Here is a 15438-nt window from a genome sequence, read left to right on the forward strand (position 1 = left end):
GGCAGTGAACATCTCGATGGTGCCGACCCGCCCGTTGAGTTCCGGCGGGGTGAATCCGGGTGCAGGCGCAGACCCCGCCCCCGTCGTGAGCAGTGCCCGCCCGGCTGCGTTCTTGCCTTCGGCGACGGCCACGAGCGGGAACACGCCGTCACCCGCGGCGACGATGGCGTCGTACCGCTCCCCCATGCCCAGCAGCAGCGCGTCGACCTCGGTGGGTACCACCGGGAAGCCGTCGGTGTGCGTGACGGTCATCGAGTGACCGGCCAACGCGATACGGAACGCGGTGTCGGCGCCGGCGTTGATGATTCGCAACCGGATGCGCTGGCCCGGTTTGGCGGCGAATGTCGTTGGGGCTTCGGGTATCCGGCCGTTGACGACGTAGTACGGGTAGATCACATCGCCGGGATCGCCACCGAGCAGCTTGCTTCCGCCGCCGCCGCCCATTCCCATGCCCATGCCGGCCATGCCGCCCTTGACCAGATCGTCGAGAATCTGCTGCGGGGACTTGCCCACACCGCTGGTCCAGTCGTCGAGCATGACGATCCACTCGGCGTCGTAATTCGCCGGCGCCTTGGGGTCGTCGACGATCAGCGGCAGATACAGCCCGGTGTCGGCCTCGACGCCGACATGCGGGTGCGCCCAATAGGTGCCGGCGTCGGGAACCGAGAACCGGTAGGTAAAGGACTGGCCGACAGGGATATTCGGGGTGGCCGGCATGGCGCCGTCCATATTGTTCTGCAACGCGATGCCGTGCCAGTGCATCGACGTCGGCTTGTCCAGTTTGTTGTTGACGGTCACCTGGAGTTCATCACCGACGTTGGCCCGGATCAGCGGGCCGGGTACCGCGTCGGTGTAGCCGAGCGTGTCCACGACCCGGCCGCCGATATCGACTTTAACCGGACCGGGATTCAGAGTGGCGCTCACCGTCTTGCCGGTGTGCGGCCGGGCAGCTTCGGCGGCATTGATCGCCGCCATCAGATCTTCGGGCACCGCTGTGGGTTGGGTGCTCAGGATCGATGCCGGGCCGGTGTTCTTTCCGCAGGACGCCAGCGTCGCACCGGCGCCGGCAGCGACGCCCGCTATCAGAAACGTGCGCCGATTGAGTTGCCAGCGTGGAGTTGTCGTTGATTCCTCGCGCATGTCCCGACCCGTCCTTCCCCGGCGCTTACCGCGCCTTGGACACCCCAGTTTTTGTCGTACACCACAACCGACGCCAACGGACGGGTTCGAACCAAATTCACACCGCGTCGGCGGCGGCCCGACCGGCGGCACGGCCGGAGAACAGGCAGCCGCCGAGGAATGTGCCCTCCAGCGCGTTGTACCCGTGCACACCGCCGCCACCGAACCCGGCCACTTCGCCTGCGGCGTACAGTCCGCCGATCGGGTTACCGTCGTGGCCGAGCGCCCGCGATGACAGGTCGGTCTGGATGCCGCCCAGCGTCTTTCGGGTCAGGATGTGCAGCTTGACGCCGATCAGCGGACCGGCGTCCGGGTCGAGGATCCGGTGCGGGGCCGCCGTCCGGCCGATCCGGTCGCCGATATAGCGCCGGGAGTTCCGGATACCTTGCACCTGAGCATCTTTGGCGTAGGGGTTGGCCATCTGCAGATCCCGCGCCTCGATCTGGGACCGGATGCTGGCCACGTCGAGTAACGGCTCGTCGGTCAGAGTGTTCATCTTGGCGACGAGTTCCTCAAGGGTGCCCGCGACGACGAAGTCGGCGCCGTGTTGCTTGAATGCCTCCACCGGCGCCGGCGCGCCCTTGGTCAGCAGCCGCTCCTTCAGGAACCCTGTGCGGTCCTTATTGGTGATGTCGGGGTTCTGCTCGGAACCGGACAGCGCGAACTCCCGCTCGATGATCTTCTGGGTGAGGATGAACCAGCTGTGGTCATAACCGGCGATCTCCGGGTTAGTGCGCAGGTAGCGCAGCGTGCCCAGGGTGTCGTAGCCCGGCAGGTAGGGGTGCGGCAGCCGCCTGCCCAGGGCGTCGAACCACATCGAGGACGGTCCGGGCAGGATGCGGATGGCGTGCTTGGGCCAGATCGGATCCCAGTTCTGGATGCCCTCGGTGTAGTGCCACATCCGGTCTCGGTTGACCAGGCGCACCCCGGAGCCCGCGGCGATATCGAGCATCCTGCCGTCGACGTAGGCCGGCACCCCGGTGATCATCGACGCCGGCGGAGTGCCCATCCGGTCCGGCCAGTACTGGCGCACGATGTCGTGATTGCCGCCGATGCCGCCGGTGGTGACGATGACCGCCTGGGCCGTAATCTCGAAGTCGCCCACCACATCTCGGTTGGACGGTGCCCCGCGCACCGCATCGTCGGGTGCCAGGACCGTGCCGCGCACCCCGGTGGCGGCACCGTCGCTGATCAGCAGTTCGTCCACCCGGTGCCGGTGGTAGAAGGTCACCAGCCCGCGGCCGGCAGCGGCCAGCGCCGAGTTGACGAACGGCTCGACGACACCGGTGCCGGTGCCCCACGCGACGTGGAATCGGGGCACTGAGTTGCCGTGGCCGTCGGCGCGCAGGTCACCGCGCTCGGCCCAGCCCACGGTGGGCAGGAAGCTGATTCCGTGACCGAGCAACCATGATCGCTTTTCGCCGGCAGCGAACTCGACGTAGGCGCGGGCCCACTGAACCGCCCAGGAGTCCTCGTCCTCGAGGCGGTCGAACTGGGCACTGCCGCGCCAGTCGTTCCACGCCAGCTCGAAGGAGTCCTTGACGCCGAGCCGACGCTGCTCGGGGGTGTCGACGAGGAACAGCCCGCCGAAGGACCAGAACGCCTGTCCACCCAGGTTGGCGGCGTTCTCCTGGTCCACCAGGGCGACCTTCTTGCCGCGGCTGGTCAGTTCGTGCGTGGCGACCAGACCGGCCAGGCCGGCCCCGACGACGATGACGTCTGCGTCCATGACAACCTCCGGGTTCGAGCAGCCCTCACCGTACCGCCGCCGGCCGTGGCCGATGTGACGCACGGGGTTTAGCGAAGCACCAGGCAGGGAAGCCGACAGGGGTGACGCTCGCCCCCTTCGCCCTGCAGCCCTACCTTCCGGCGCCGCGGGGCCCGCTGTCCATGGCCGTGCTCGACCTGCTGACCGAGCGCGCCCCGCGAGCCCACCTCAACCACGTCGAGGCCTCCGTCGGCGACTCCGACCCTTACGGCATCGACGTCCAGCTCAGCCTCTACGTCTGCTACGAACTGCACTACCGCGGTTTCGCCGGGGTGGACAACGGCTGGGAGTGGAACCCGGGCCTGCTGCACCTACGTGCCCGGCTGGAAGAGACCTTCCTGAGCGCGGTGCGCAACGATGTCGGGGATATCGGGCTGGAGGAGACCGCGGCCGCCGAGATGGAGCGGCTGACAGTGGAACCGGTCGATGGTTCCGGCCCGTCCTACTACCTGCGGGACAAGGGCACCTGGGAGCAGATGCAGGAGTACTTCGTACACCGCTCGCTCTATCACCTCAAGGAAGGCGATCCGCACGCCTGGGCCATTCCCCGGCTCACCGGTCAGGCCAAGGCGGCGTTCGTCGCCGTCGAGTACGACGAGTTCGGCGGTGGCCGCGGTGAGCAGGTGCACCAGCAGTTGTTCGCCGACCTGATGGTCGCCGCCGGCTTGGACGCCACCTACCTCGGCTACCTCGACGCGGTGCCTGCCGACTCGCTGGCCGTGGTGAACCTGATGTCGCTGTTCGGTTTACATCGCAAGCACCGTGGTTGCGCCATCGGCCATTTCGCCTCCACCGAGATCACCTCCTCGCCTGGTTCGCGGCGGTTGGTCGAGGCACTGGAGCGTCTCGGCGCACCGGAGACCTGCGTGGCCTTCTACCGCGAGCACGTCGAGGCCGACGCTGTGCACGAGCAGGTGGTGCGCACCGACGTCGTCGGCGATCTGGTGAGCCGGGAGCCGGGGCTCAACCGGGACGTGATCTTCGGAATCCGGGCCCACGAGGTCGTGGAGGACCGGTTGGCCCGGCACCTGATGCGGTGCTGGACCGACGGGGAGAGCTCGTTACGTAAGCCGATCGGCTGAGGCTTCGTCGTCGCCCTTACGACGACGGCGCCGGTGGCTGGTATCGCACAGCGGATAGTTCTTGCTGCGCTTGCAGGTACAGATAGCGACCTGGAACCGGTCGGATTCGACGACGGTCCCGTCGGCCAGTTCGATACGCACGGGTCCCTGGATCATCATCGGGCCCGAGGGGACGATCCGAACCAGTCGGGGCTCGCTGCCGGTCACGCCTTCACCGCTCTGATCACGACCAGTTCCTCCTCGCGCCGGCCTACCGGCAGCATGCCGATCTGCTCCATCCAGCGCGCCCGGTTCCGAAGGACCGGACCGAACGGGATGAGCTGTGTCAAAACGACTTCCGCCCGCAGGCCGCCCTGCTCCAGTCGGCGCACGGTCTGGCCCGCATCGGCGAACTCGGAGTGCACGATCAACATCGTGCCACCCCGGGCCAGCAGCGCCGGTGCTGCCTCGCACAGCGGGTCGAGCACCATCCGGCCGTCCGGACCGGCATCCCAGGCATGCGACGGACCGATTTCGGTGTCGATGCGCTCCAGATGCGAGTCAGGACCTGTTGGCACATAAGGAGGATTGGCGACGACCACATCGTAGGGGGTGCCACGCACCATCCCGGTCACCGTGCCCACCTGTGCGTCGACGGTCACACCGGCACGCTGGGCGTTGGCCTGCACACAGTCAACCGCGCGCGGGCAGATGTCCAGGGCGGTCACACTGTGCGCGCCGAGTTGAGCGGCCGCAATGGCGACTACGCCGCTGCCGGTGCAGATGTCCAGCACACGGCGGCCGGCCACATCAGCGGCGACAGTCATCGCCTCGATCAGAAGCATCGAATCCTGCTGGGGGGCATACACACCCGTTGTCGGGGCAACCGAATCCTGGACGTCAGGATAGAGGATGGTCAACATCGGCCTTTCGAGATCGAAGCCGTTGTGAAACCACGGCGCTGCTGACAGACATGCCCGATTACCGTTGTGCTAAACCATTTCGTGGTTTGCCCCGCCGCCGAACCGGGAAGCTCACTGCCATGAAAGCTTCTGATCTCGCAAGCGTGCCGATCGCCGCCGGAGCAGCCCTTCGCCGTCGCCGCTTGTTCCATCCCACCGGTGTCCTGGTCAACGGCTCGGTCGAGCGACTGGCCCCTCCCGGGGAAGGACTGCCGATGGAATCAGGTGCGATCGTGGGCCGGTTGTCCAAGGCCGTGGGCACCCCCGGTGCACTCCCCGATGCCGCCGGGCTGGCCTGGCGGATGCCGCCCGGCCCGTTCGCCGCCACGCCGTGGGATGTCCTGCTGGTCAGTGCGGGTTTCGGCGGTGCCGATGCGGTACCCAACCGGGTGCTCTTGCGCGCGGTGACATCCTGGTCGGCCGCGCCGTACTCCAGCCTGCTGCCCCTGCGCCACGGCGAGGACCTGTGGTGGATCCGGGCTCAGCTGACAACTCCGGTGGACGGCGGACTGTCCCTGGACGCCGCGCGTGCGGCGATCAACGGTGGCAGTCTGGACTTTCACGTCGAACAATCCTGCGGCACAGCAGGTTTCACCCCACTGGCCACCCTCACCCTGAATGAGGTGATAGCCGACCCGGCTGAGCACGACGTGTCCTTCGATCCGGTCCGCCACAGCGCACCGGATGTGTCGGTGTGGCCCGACTGGCTGCGCGACTTCCGGTCCCTGGCGTACCGCAGCAGTCGCGAAGGACGAGACGCCGAGGACTAGTCGGGCTTAGTCAGGCGGCTCGAAGTCGGGGACGTCGGCGACGTCGGGGGTGGGGTCGTCGGCGGGTCGTTCGGGCCGGTCAGTCGTTCGGTCTTCCTGATGGTCGTCGGTGTAGTCGGCGTGGTCGTCCTCGTCCGAAGTCCGGTCGGTCATGGCCGTGGGGATAACCGGTCGGTTGTCGTTTCAACCCCCTGCCGCCGGGTATGTGCGCACGACCACACAATGACGAAGGGGAGACGATGGATGCGTTGAGTTTTCTGCGGGCGGACCACGAGAGTGTGTTGGGCATGTTCGAGGTGCTGGACGGCGCGCCGAAGGGCACCGGTGCCGTCGAGAGCGGCCTGCAGACGATGGTGACCAATCTGGTGATCGCCGAGTCGCAGCACGAGGCCATCGAGGAGCAGTTGTTCTGGCCCGCGGTGCGCCAGGCGCTGGATAACGGCGACGAGCTGGCCGACCGCGCCCTGGGTCAGGAGCAGGCCGGCAAGAAGCTGCTGCAGCGGCTCGAGGACGGCAACCCAGGTGAGGCCGACTACCACGAGGCGCTGACCGAGTTCATCAAAGCCGGCCGTGAGCACATCGCGTTCGAACAGGACCACGTCTGGCCGTTGTTCGCGGCGGCGGTCGGTGCCGCCGAATTGGCCAGCCTGGGTGAGAAACTCGAAGTGGCCAAGAAGGCAGCGCCGACCAGACCACACCCGGATACCCCGCCACACTCGTTGGTGCAGAAGACCATGGGTACCGCCGCGGCTGTCGTCGACCATGTACGCGACGCCGTATCTGGCCGGGCCGGGGAGAATCCGCCGGATCCGCAGAGCCGTTGACGAAAACCGGCCCCGTCACTCGACGGGGCCGGCCTTTTCGGTGAATCAGCTTGTCGCGATGCGCTGTTCGTGGGTGAACGGCTTCTCGCTGTCCACGTTGGGTGTACCGCCCGGGCTGCGCTGGTCGCCCTGATTCTGCCGGGCATCAGATCCCAGCCACTGCTCGGACGGGTTCTGCACGTACTGCCACTCCATGCCGTCGGGCCACGGACCCTGGCCCTGGTTCCACGGACCGCGGACATCACCGTCACCGTTGGACATGTTGAACGCCACGTTCTGGAAGCGGTCGTCCCCGGCGAGGTGGCCCGGCGGGAAGTTCACCGGCAGTTCGTTGATCGCCGCGGTGAACTGCTGGTAGTGCGCCACCTCACGGGTCATCAGGAAGGTCAGGGTGTCCTGCACGCCGGGATCGTCGGTGAACTGCTTGAGGTACTCGTAAACGATCTTGGCCCGCGACTCGGCGGCCAGATTGCTGCGCAGGTCCACCGACGGATCTCCGTTGGCGTTGACGTAGGAGCCCGACCACGGCACGCCCGCGGAGTTGCTGACATCCGGTCCGCCGCCGGTGAGCACGAAGTACAACGGGTTGTTGGCGACCTGGTGGATCACCTGATCGCGACCGTCGGGACTGCCCACCGCGGGCATCCAGTCGCACACCTCATTGGCCAGCTTGAGATCGTCGTTGAGACCGTCGAGCAGCATGGTGATCATCGAACCGACCATCTCGAGGTGGCTGAGCTCCTCGGTGGCGATGTCCATGAACAGGTCGTACATCTTCGGGTTCTTGTCGCGTAACAGGAATGCCTGGGTGAAGTACTGCATGGCAGCCTTGAGCTCGCCGTTGGCTCCGCCGAACTGTTCCTGGAGCAGTCGGGCGAAGCGCGGATCGGGTTGGCTGACCCGCACCTCGAACTGCAGATCTTTGTTGTGAATGAACATGTTTCCCCTTCTCGGCTGTTGGGATCTGGCGTGGTTACCCTCGGCCGAGTGCGCCAAACGCTGCTGGGGACAACAGATTCGACGTCAGGACGCGGCGTCGCGCAGCGCGGCCAGCAGCGGCTCAGCGGCCTTGGCGAGGAACTCCTCCTGGCCGTCGTCGCCGATCTGAACCAGGGCGATATCGGTGAATCCGGCCTTCCAGTAGGCACTGACCGCCTCGACGATGGCGTCCAGATCTGGCCCACACGGAATGCTGTCGGCCACGGCATCCGGGGTGACGAACTGGGTGGCACCGGCGAAGCCGGCCGGGGTCGGCAGATCCGCATTGACCGCCCAGCCCCCACCGAACCACCGGAACTGGTCGTGGGCGCGCGCGATTGCGGCGTCGCGGTCGGGATCCCAGCAGATCGGAATCTGCCCGATCACGCGGCCACCGCCGGGCAGTCCGGTGGCTTGCCGGGCGCTGTGCCAGCCGTCGACCAGGTCGCGGTTGGGCTCCACGGCAATCATGTGATCGCCCGCGGTGGCGAACGCATCGAGGGAACGCTGCCCGGAAACCGCCACACCAAGAGTCACCGGTTCCTCGGGCACGTCCCAGAGCCGGGCGGAGTCGACCTCGAAGTAGTCCCCCCTGTGGTCGACGAGGTCGCCGCTGAGCAGCCGCCGGATGATCACGATCGCTTCGCGGAGCATGTCGTGGCGACGCTGGACCGTCGGCCAGCCCTTACCGACGACATGTTCGTTGAGGTTCTCGCCCGATCCGAGTCCCAGGGTGAACCGGCCGTCGGCCAGGATCTGCAATGTCGCGGCCTGCTGGGCGACGACGGCGGGGTGGTAGCGCATGGTCGGACACGTCACGTAGGTGTAGAGATCCACGTTCTCGGTGGCATGGGCGACGGCACCCAGTAGCGTCCAGGCGTTGGGAGCGTGGCCCTGAGATACCAGCCACGGCGAGTAGTGGTCGCTGGACACCTCGAAATCGAAGCCGGCCTGCTCCGCCGAAATGGCATACCGGACAAGTTCTTTGGGCCCACTCTGCTCGGTCATCAGGGTGTATCCGAAACGCGTCATGGCCAACGGGTACCCGCACCTCAGAACACAAAACGGGTTGCGCGGGAGTTCTATGCTGCCGACATGCTCACCAGTGCTACCGCGCATCGCTTTGCCGAGGAATGGATCTCAGCGTGGAACAGCCACGATCTGGACCGAATCCTCGCCCACTACAGCGACGACTTCACCATGTCCTCGCCACGCATCGCCGATCTGGCCGGGGAGGCCACCGGTGTGCTGCACGGAAAGCGGGCGGTCGCCGACTACTGGCGGCTGGCACTGGCGAAGGCACCCGAATTGCACTTCACACTGATCGACGTGTTCCTCGGCGCGGACAGCGTCGCCGTTCACTACCAGGGCCTGCGCGGGCCGGTGGTCGAGGTGTTCTTCTTCGACGCCGACGGGCGGGTGGCACGCGCCGCCGCGCACTACCTGCCGTAGCTCAGAGCCGGTCTTTGACCGCCGCCGACAGCCGGGAGCCGTCGGCCTTGCCCGCCGCGATCAGCGTGGCGGCCTTCATCACCAAACCCATCTGCTTCATCGACGGCCGCTCACCGATCTCCTCGGCCACCTGGGCGATGGCGGTGTCGACCACGTCGGCGACCTCCGCCTCGGTCAGCGGCGTCGGCAGGTACTCGTCGATGATCCGCGCCTCGGCATGTTCCTCGGCAGCGAGCTCACCGCGCCCGTTCTGGGTGTAGATCTCGGCGGCCTCGCTGCGCTTGCGGGACTCGCGGGCCAGCACCTTGAGCACGTCGTCGTCGGAGAGCTCCCGGGCCTGCTTGCCCGACACCTCCTCGGTTTGAATCGCCGCAAGCAGCATCCGCAATGTCGCGGTCCGCAACTTGTCCTGGGCCTTCATCGCGTCGGTGAGGTCCGATCTCAGCTGGTCTTTGAGCTCCGCCATGGCGCAAACGCTACGCGCCCGGAATGGGCGGACGTTGAGAATTACCCCGCCTCTCGACAGGATGGGTTCATGAGCAACGACGTCGGGGGCGTCGTCCTGTGACGACACCACCCCCCGGTCCGGGCGGCCCGCCGCAGGGCTGGCCTGGTCAGCCGCCGTTCCCGCCACCCGGGTACCCGCAGGCCGGGCCCTACGCCGCGCCGCCTGGCTACGCCCCGTACGGATATCCCCCGCCGGGCTACCCACCACCGGGCTACCCGCCGCCCGGGTATCCGCCGCCCGGTTACGGCTTCCTTCCGCCGGTGGCACTTAAACCCGGCGTCATCCCGCTGCGGCCGCTGTCCCTCAGCGACATCTTCAACGGGGCGGTCGGCTACATCCGGGCCAACCCGAAGGCGACGCTGGGTCTGACGGCGGTGGTCGTGATCATCACCCAGATCCTGGCGCTGCTGCTGCAGATGGGCCCGCTGGCCTACGCCGGGCTGGGCCCGCTGGCCTACGCCGGGCGGGTGGGGGCCGAAAGCGGGGACGAGCTCTCGACGCCGATGCTGGTCGGCTCGGCCGCCTCGAGCATCGCCGGTGGGATCGCGACAGCACTGTCGGCGATCCTGCTCTCCGGCATGCTGACCGTCGTGGTGGGCCGGGCCGTCTTCGGGTCCACCATCACTGTCGGGGAAGCCTGGCAGCGGGTCCGCGGACGGCTGTGGGCGCTGATCGGCCTGAGCGCGCTGGAAGTCGTTGCCGCCGTGGTCATCATCGGTGCCGTCGTCGGAGCGATCTTCGGTATCGCGTTCGCCGCCAACACCGGCGCCGCGGTGCTGCTGGGAATCCCGCTGGTGCTGGCGATGATCGCCGCCCTGCTGTACCTGTACACCGCGCTGGCGTTCGCGCCGGTGGCGATCGTTCTGGAACGCAAGTCGGTGATGGACTCGATCAGCCGGTCATTCGGCTTGGTGCGCAACCACTTCTGGCGTGTTCTCGGGATCCGGCTGCTGGCAGGTCTGGTCGCCGCCGTGGTGGCCGGCGCGGTGGCGGTGCCGTTCAGCATCGCCGGCCAGCTCACGTTGATCAACGCCGAGACCTCGGGTCCGTTCATCCTGGCCACCGCTATCGCTGCGGTCGGCAGCGCCGTCGGGCAGATCGTCACCGCACCGTTCAACGCCGGTGTGGTGGTGCTGCTCTACACCGACATCCGCATCCGGGCGGAGGCGTTCGATCTGGTGCTGCAGACCGGCGCTGCGCGAGGGCCCGCCGAGACCGAAGCCGGCGACGCACTCTGGCTCACCCCGGGGCGCTGAGAGCCGATCACCGTGCCGACCATCGACATCGACCGTGAGACCGCCCACGAGCTGGCGCAGCGCGAGCTGGCCAAGCCGATCTACCCGCGGCCGTCGCTGACCGACCGGATCACCGAATGGCTCGATGACCTGATCAACCAGCTGATCGTCAAGGGCGGATCGATTCCGGGCGGCTGGTTCACCATCGCGGTCCTGGCGATCCTGGTGGCCATCGCATTCGTCGTGGCGGTCCACATCGCGCGACGGACCATGCGCACCAACCGCGGCGGTGGAGCAGGGTTGTTCGGTGCCCACGAGCTGTCGGCGGCTGAACACCGGGCGACCGCGGAAAGCTATGCCGCACAAGGTCAGTGGGCATCAGCCATCCGGCATCGGCTGCGCGCCGTGGCACGCCAGCTGGAGGAGGCCGGCACGCTCAACCCGGTGCCGGGGCGCACCGCCAACGAGCTGGCCCGTGATGCCGGCGAACTGCTACCCGGGTTCGCCGCCGAGCTGGGCCGCGCAGCAACGGCATTCAACGACGTCACATACGGTGAGCAGCCCGGCACCGAGGCGAACTACCGGATGGTCGCCGACCTGGACGACGCGCTGCGCCGCCACACCGCACCGGCAGGAGCCGACGCCGTGGCAGCCGCGGTCACCGACACGTGGACTCCGCTGCGGTGAGCACCACCATCGGCCAGCGCTGGCGCACCGGACGTTGGCTCGCCCTGGGTCTGATCGTGATCTCTGTGGTCGCCGCGGTCAGCGCCTACCTCACCGCACCGCGGCCTGGCGGGCGGATGGATCCGGAGTCGACGTCGTCGGACGGCGCCCATGCGCTGGTCACGTTGCTGCGGGACCGCGGTGTTGAGGTGATCGTCGCCAAGGACGTCGCCGACGTGGAACGGGCAGCCCGGCCCGACACCCTGCTGCTGGCTGCTGAAACCTACTTCACCCGGGGCGAGGATCTGCTCGGCCGGCTGGCCGCGGTACCCGGTGACCGGCTGCTGCTCGAACCCACCGCCCGGGTCCGGGAAGCCCTGGCTCCCGGTATCCGGATCGGCGGCGCCAGTGTGCTCAATGACGAGCCGGATTGTGATCTGCGCGAAGCGAATCGGGCCGGCGTCGTGCAGTTCGGTGCCAGCGACGCCTACGAGAAGGTCGGTGACGTCGACCTCACCCGCTGCTATGGCGGTGCCCTCGTCCGCTACCGCGCTGACGGCCGCACCGTCACCGTCGTCGGCAGTTCGGACTTCATGACCAACGGAGCGCTGCTCAAGGAGGGCAACGCCGCGTTGGCGATGAATCTCGCCGGCCAGCGGCCGCGGCTGATCTGGTACGCGCCGCAGAAAGCCGAAGGTGGCGCCTCCGGCGGCTCGGAGATCGGTGACCTGGTGCCCGATGCCGTGAGCTGGGTGATCTGGCAGCTGTGCCTGGTGGTGGTGCTGCTGGCGCTGTGGCAGGGACGCCGCCTGGGTCCGCTGGTGGCCGAGAAGCTTCCGGTGGTGGTCCGCGCCTCGGAGACCGTGGAGGGTCGCGCCCGGCTCTACCGGTCCCGGCGCGCCCGTGACCAGGCGGCCGAAGCGTTGCGGACCGCCACGCTGCAGCGGCTGACGCCCCGACTCGGTCTGGGCGCCAACGCCTCTCCCGCTGCCATCGCCTCGGCGGTCGCCCAGCGCTATCGCGGGGACGCCAACACGGTGGCCCACATCCTGTTCGGTCCGGTCCCGGCCACCGACGCCGATCTTCTGCATCTGGCTCACGCTCTCGACGACATCGAAAGGCAGGTCACGACAACGTGACTCACTTCGCACCACCTCCCTCCCCGACCGCCGAGCACGACGCGGCACGCAACGCCCTGCTCGCGCTGCGCGCCGAGATCGCCAAGGCGGTGGTCGGGCAGGACGCCGTCGTCAGCGGTCTGGTGATCGCGCTGCTGTGCAAGGGCCACGTTCTGCTGGAAGGTGTTCCCGGCGTTGCCAAGACGTTGTTGGTGCGGGCCATGGCCGCCGCGCTGCAGCTCGAGTTCAAGCGGGTGCAGTTCACCCCGGACCTGATGCCCGGTGACGTCACCGGCTCGCTGGTCTACGACGCACGCACCGCGGCATTCGTGTTCCGGGAGGGTCCGGTCTTCACCAACCTGATGCTCGCCGACGAAATCAACCGCACCCCGCCCAAGACCCAGGCCGCGCTCCTGGAGGCCATGGAGGAACGCCAGGTCAGCGTCGACGGTGACCCCAAACTGCTGCCGGACCCGTTCATCGTTGCCGCCACCCAGAACCCGATCGAATACGAAGGCACCTATCAGCTGCCCGAGGCACAGCTCGACCGCTTCCTGCTCAAGCTGAATGTGCCACTGCCGCCGCGCGATCAGGAGATTGCGATCCTGGGCCGGCACGCCGCGGGCTTCGATCCGCGCGATCTGAGCGCGATTCGCCCGGTGGCCGGTCCCGCCGAACTGGCCGCGGGCCGTGCCGCGGTGAAGCAGGTGCTGATCGCCGACGAGGTGCTCGGCTACATCGTCGATATCGTCGGCGCCACACGGAATTCCCCGTCGCTGCAACTGGGGGTGTCACCACGCGGTGCCACCGCGCTGCTGGGCACGGCACGGTCGTGGGCCTGGTTGTCAGGCCGCACCTACGTCACCCCCGACGACGTCAAGGCGATGGCGCGCCCGACACTGCGCCACCGGATCGGGCTGCGGCCGGAGGCCGAACTCGAGGGAGCCACCCCCGACGGCGTGCTCGACGGCATTCTGGCCGCTGTACCGGTACCACGGTAGTGGTCCTCACCGGCCGCGCCGGGCTGGTGGCCCTTGTCTGTGTGCTGCCGATCGCGCTGGCGCCCTGGCCCGCACTGGCTTTCGGGGTTGCGCTGCTGGCGTTGCTTGCCGCGGTAGCCGTGGACGTCGCACTGGCCGGCAACCCCCAGACGCTGCGGATCGCGCGTGCCGGTGACACCTCGGCACGGCTCGGCCAGCCGGTGGCGGCCCTGCTGCTGGTCCACAACGACGGGTCCCGGCGGTTTCGCGGCCTGCTGCGCGACGCGTGGCCGCCCAGCGCGGGTGCGCAACCCCGGTCGCACGAGTTGACCGTGCCTGCCGGCCGGACCGACACCGTGGCGACCACACTGTCCCCGCGCCGGCGCGGGGACCAGCGCTCAGAGGTGGTAACCGTGCGCTCCATCGGACCACTCGGCCTGGCCGGTCGGCAGCGCTCGCATCAGGTGCCCAGGCAGATTCGCATCCTGCCGCCGTTCCTGTCCCGCAAACATCTGCCGTCGCGGCTGGCGAAGCTGCGCGAGATCGACGGGCTGCTGCCGGTGCTGATCCGTGGCCACGGCACCGAATTCGACTCGCTGCGTGAGTATGTCGTGGGTGACGACGTGCGCTCCATCGACTGGCGGGCCACCGCCCGGCGCGCCGACGTGGTGGTGCGCACCTGGCGACCGGAGCGGGACCGCCGGGTGGTGATCGTGCTGGACACCGGCCGCACATCGGCGGGCCGCGTCGGGCTGGACCCGACCGCCCGCGATCCCGGCGGCTGGCCACGGCTGGACTGGTCGATGGACGCCGCACTGCTGTTGGCGGCCCTGGCTTCGCGCGCTGGTGATCACGTCGACTTCCTCGCCCACGACCGGGTCACCCGGGCTGCGGTGTTCGGCGCCTCACGCAGCGAGTTGCTGGCCCAGTTGGTGGACGCCATGGCGCCGCTGGAGCCGGCACTGATCGAATCCGACGCCACCGCGATGGTGGCCTCGGTGCAGCGACGGGTGCGCCGACGGGCGCTGGTGGTACTGCTGACCGACCTCAACGCCTCGGCACTCGACGAAGGGTTGCTGCCGGTGCTGCCGCAGCTATCGGCCAAGCATCAGGTGATCGTGGCCGCGGTCTCCGATCCGCGTGTCGACCAGCTGGCGGCCGGGCGGTCAGACGCGGCGCAGGTGTACGACGCCGCCGCGGCCGAGCGGGCCCGCAATGAGCGCCGCCGCATCGCATCGCGGCTGCGGCACAAGGGCGTTGAGGTGGTCGACGCCGCACCCGAGGATCTCGCTCCCGCGTTGGCCGACCGCTATCTGGCGATGAAGGCCACCGGCCGGCTGTAGCGCGGCCCACCCCCCGCGAGCCGCGGTGGTCGACAGGAATTTACCGCTGAGTCAGCGAAATTCTTCTTGCGATAGCAAACTAGTGCCTACGCTGACCGCTACCCGCTTCGTCACAGTCGCAAGGAGTGCCATGGCACCGGCAACGGTTTCCTCCCGAATCACCGCCTCCGTATTCGCCGCCGGATTGGGCCTGGCTGTCGTTGCCTGCCCGTGGACCGCGGCCGCTGACACCGGTGATTCGGGCTCCTCGTCGTCGGGAGGTTCGGCGTCGAAGAGCCACGGGGGATCGGCCCGCGCCGCCAAGCAGAAGGCGGGCGCGAGCAGCAGCGCGGCGAGCAAGAAGCGCAGTGCAGCCACCATCACGACGTCGGTGTCCAAGCCGACCGCAGCGGTCGCCACCGAGGACGAAGACACCGAGCCCACAGCGTCGGCCGACGACGCGAGCGCCACGTCCGAGGCCACGACCTTCAGTGCAATCACGCCCAGTCCGGCATCGGCAACCGGATCGTTCAATCCTGTTGCCACAGCGGCCCGGACGTCGGTGACCGCGAGCGCATCGGCGACCGCCAACCAGTCGGTGTCGGGCATTCTCAC

Annotated in this window: 18 protein-coding genes; 9 read left to right on the forward strand and 9 right to left on the reverse strand. The window is 68.2% G+C overall.

Annotated elements, in window-relative coordinates; translation table 11 throughout:
* Positions 1-1140: multicopper oxidase family protein (locus BN3385_RS00055; RefSeq protein ID WP_059016238.1), on the reverse strand; the 1140-nt coding region annotated here is incomplete at its 3' end.
* Between the two features lie 97 nt (positions 1141-1237).
* Positions 1238-2908, reverse strand: a complete 1671-nt coding sequence (locus tag BN3385_RS00060) for an FAD-binding dehydrogenase (protein WP_059013920.1) — start codon at positions 2906-2908, stop codon at positions 1238-1240.
* A 161-nt stretch (positions 2909-3069) separates the two neighbouring features.
* Between BN3385_RS00060 and BN3385_RS00065 the strand changes: the two genes are divergently transcribed.
* The gene (locus BN3385_RS00065; protein ID WP_502688045.1) at positions 3070-4029 is read left to right on the forward strand and encodes an iron-containing redox enzyme family protein; all 960 of its coding nucleotides are present in this window, start codon (positions 3070-3072) and stop codon (positions 4027-4029) included.
* Here the strand turns inward: BN3385_RS00065 and BN3385_RS00070 are convergent.
* Positions 4009-4236 (reverse strand): CDGSH iron-sulfur domain-containing protein, encoded by a 228-nt coding sequence (locus BN3385_RS00070; protein WP_059013924.1) that lies wholly within the window; start codon positions 4234-4236, stop codon positions 4009-4011. The two genes, BN3385_RS00065 and BN3385_RS00070, sit on opposite strands and share 21 nt — an antisense overlap.
* On the reverse strand, positions 4233-4928 hold the full coding sequence (locus BN3385_RS00075; RefSeq protein WP_059016239.1) for a HemK2/MTQ2 family protein methyltransferase: 696 nt from the start codon (positions 4926-4928) through the stop codon (positions 4233-4235). The genes BN3385_RS00070 and BN3385_RS00075 overlap by 4 nt, the downstream gene beginning before the upstream one ends.
* Positions 4929-5050: 122 nt before the next feature.
* On the opposite strand from BN3385_RS00075, the gene BN3385_RS00080 reads away from it, so the two are divergent.
* The gene (locus BN3385_RS00080; protein WP_059013926.1) at positions 5051-5740 is read left to right on the forward strand and encodes a hypothetical protein; all 690 of its coding nucleotides are present in this window, start codon (positions 5051-5053) and stop codon (positions 5738-5740) included.
* 6 nt (positions 5741-5746) lie between these two features.
* Here BN3385_RS00080 and BN3385_RS27920 read toward each other — a convergent pair whose 3' ends face one another.
* On the reverse strand, positions 5747-5893 hold the full coding sequence (locus tag BN3385_RS27920) for a hypothetical protein (RefSeq protein ID WP_156432463.1): 147 nt from the start codon (positions 5891-5893) through the stop codon (positions 5747-5749).
* Positions 5894-5979: 86 nt separating this feature from the next.
* Between BN3385_RS27920 and BN3385_RS00085 the strand changes: the two genes are divergently transcribed.
* Positions 5980-6564, forward strand: a complete 585-nt coding sequence (locus BN3385_RS00085) for a hemerythrin domain-containing protein (RefSeq protein WP_059013928.1) — start codon at positions 5980-5982, stop codon at positions 6562-6564.
* Positions 6565-6609: 45 nt separating this feature from the next.
* Here BN3385_RS00085 and BN3385_RS00090 read toward each other — a convergent pair whose 3' ends face one another.
* Together BN3385_RS00090 and BN3385_RS00095 are read right to left on the reverse strand one after the other, a co-directional pair.
* Positions 6610-7503, reverse strand: coding sequence for a manganese catalase family protein (locus BN3385_RS00090; RefSeq protein ID WP_059013930.1), 894 nt, complete (start codon positions 7501-7503; stop codon positions 6610-6612).
* Between the two features lie 84 nt (positions 7504-7587).
* The gene (locus BN3385_RS00095) at positions 7588-8574 is read right to left on the reverse strand and encodes an LLM class F420-dependent oxidoreductase (RefSeq protein ID WP_059013932.1); all 987 of its coding nucleotides are present in this window, start codon (positions 8572-8574) and stop codon (positions 7588-7590) included.
* A 63-nt stretch (positions 8575-8637) separates the two neighbouring features.
* Here BN3385_RS00095 and BN3385_RS00100 point away from each other — a divergent pair, with 63 nt between their 5' ends.
* The gene (locus tag BN3385_RS00100) at positions 8638-8994 is read left to right on the forward strand and encodes a nuclear transport factor 2 family protein (RefSeq protein ID WP_059013934.1); all 357 of its coding nucleotides are present in this window, start codon (positions 8638-8640) and stop codon (positions 8992-8994) included.
* A 1-nt stretch (position 8995) separates the two neighbouring features.
* On the opposite strand, the gene BN3385_RS00105 is transcribed toward BN3385_RS00100, so the two are convergent.
* Entirely contained in the window at positions 8996-9460 is a 465-nt protein-coding gene (locus BN3385_RS00105) for a GatB/YqeY domain-containing protein (protein WP_059013936.1), read from the reverse strand.
* A gap of 98 nt (positions 9461-9558) precedes the next feature.
* Between BN3385_RS00105 and BN3385_RS00110 the strand changes: the two genes are divergently transcribed.
* The 5 genes from BN3385_RS00110 to BN3385_RS00130 are packed head-to-tail and all read left to right on the forward strand — an operon-like array spanning position 9559 to position 14844.
* A complete protein-coding gene (locus BN3385_RS00110; protein ID WP_059013938.1) occupies positions 9559-10758 on the forward strand; it encodes a DUF7847 domain-containing protein in 1200 nt (399 codons plus the stop codon).
* A 12-nt stretch (positions 10759-10770) separates the two neighbouring features.
* Positions 10771-11424: a DUF4129 domain-containing protein gene (locus BN3385_RS00115; RefSeq protein WP_059013940.1), complete on the forward strand. Its 654-nt coding sequence runs from the start codon at positions 10771-10773 to the stop codon at positions 11422-11424.
* Positions 11421-12542, forward strand: coding sequence for a DUF4350 domain-containing protein (locus tag BN3385_RS00120; protein ID WP_502688027.1), 1122 nt, complete (start codon positions 11421-11423; stop codon positions 12540-12542). Before BN3385_RS00115 ends, BN3385_RS00120 begins: the two co-directional genes overlap by 4 nt.
* Entirely contained in the window at positions 12539-13522 is a 984-nt protein-coding gene (locus BN3385_RS00125; protein ID WP_059013944.1) for an AAA family ATPase, read from the forward strand. Before BN3385_RS00120 ends, BN3385_RS00125 begins: the two co-directional genes overlap by 4 nt.
* Entirely contained in the window at positions 13522-14844 is a 1323-nt protein-coding gene (locus tag BN3385_RS00130) for a DUF58 domain-containing protein (protein ID WP_059013946.1), read from the forward strand. Before BN3385_RS00125 ends, BN3385_RS00130 begins: the two co-directional genes overlap by 1 nt.
* 51 nt (positions 14845-14895) lie before the next feature.
* Here the strand turns inward: BN3385_RS00130 and BN3385_RS27925 are convergent, their stop codons facing one another.
* Positions 14896-15432 carry a hypothetical protein gene (locus tag BN3385_RS27925; RefSeq protein ID WP_059013948.1) on the reverse strand — a complete coding sequence of 179 codons (537 nt, stop codon included), beginning with the start codon at positions 15430-15432 and terminating at the stop codon, positions 14896-14898.
* Positions 15433-15438: the final 6 nt, after the last annotated feature.

The sequence above is a fragment of the Mycobacterium sp. M26 genome (genome assembly GCF_001494595.1).
Taxonomy (GTDB): Bacteria; Actinomycetota; Actinomycetes; order Mycobacteriales; family Mycobacteriaceae; genus Mycobacterium.